Origin of the sequence: Helicobacter sp. MIT 05-5294 (assembly GCF_000765675.1) — a bacterium.
In the GTDB taxonomy this organism is placed as follows: Bacteria; Campylobacterota; Campylobacteria; order Campylobacterales; family Helicobacteraceae; genus Helicobacter_D.
In genome coordinates this window covers 1-399 of sequence record NZ_JRPA02000094.1, presented here as the reverse complement: position 1 = coordinate 399, position 399 = coordinate 1, and the positions used below count along the sequence as shown (strand labels likewise).

Annotated in this window: 1 protein-coding gene; it reads right to left on the bottom strand. The window is 50.9% G+C overall.

The genetic code is table 11. The features are described 5' to 3' along the window. Nucleotides 1-399 (bottom strand): PhzF family phenazine biosynthesis isomerase (locus LS69_RS10190; RefSeq protein WP_138124748.1); only part of this gene is annotated, 399 nt, incomplete at both ends.

Here is a 399-nt window from a genome sequence, read left to right as displayed (position 1 = left end):
ATAGGCTTCGATAGGCGCAAAGCCAATCGCGGCATAAATCTGCTCTATGCGCTCTTTTGTGAGCGCAAGCGGGTTTAGCGCAAAGCTTGGCAAATCAATCTCGTATTTATCGCCCATTTTGCGCACTTGCAAGATTCCGCTTTTGGTCTCAAACGCGACTTGTTGCGCGGCAGAATCGATAAAGTTCATAACGATAAATCCTGTCGCAAGTGTCGCGTGTCCGCAAAGATCGATTTCACCCGCAGGGGTGAACCAGCGCAATTGATAGGTTGCGTTTTTGGGTTGCGGCACGCAAAACGCGGTTTCAGATAGGTTGTGTTCGCTCGCAATCTTTTGCAGCAAAGCATCATCAAGCCACCGCTCACAGACGCACACAGCAGCGGGGTTGCCGCCAAAGAT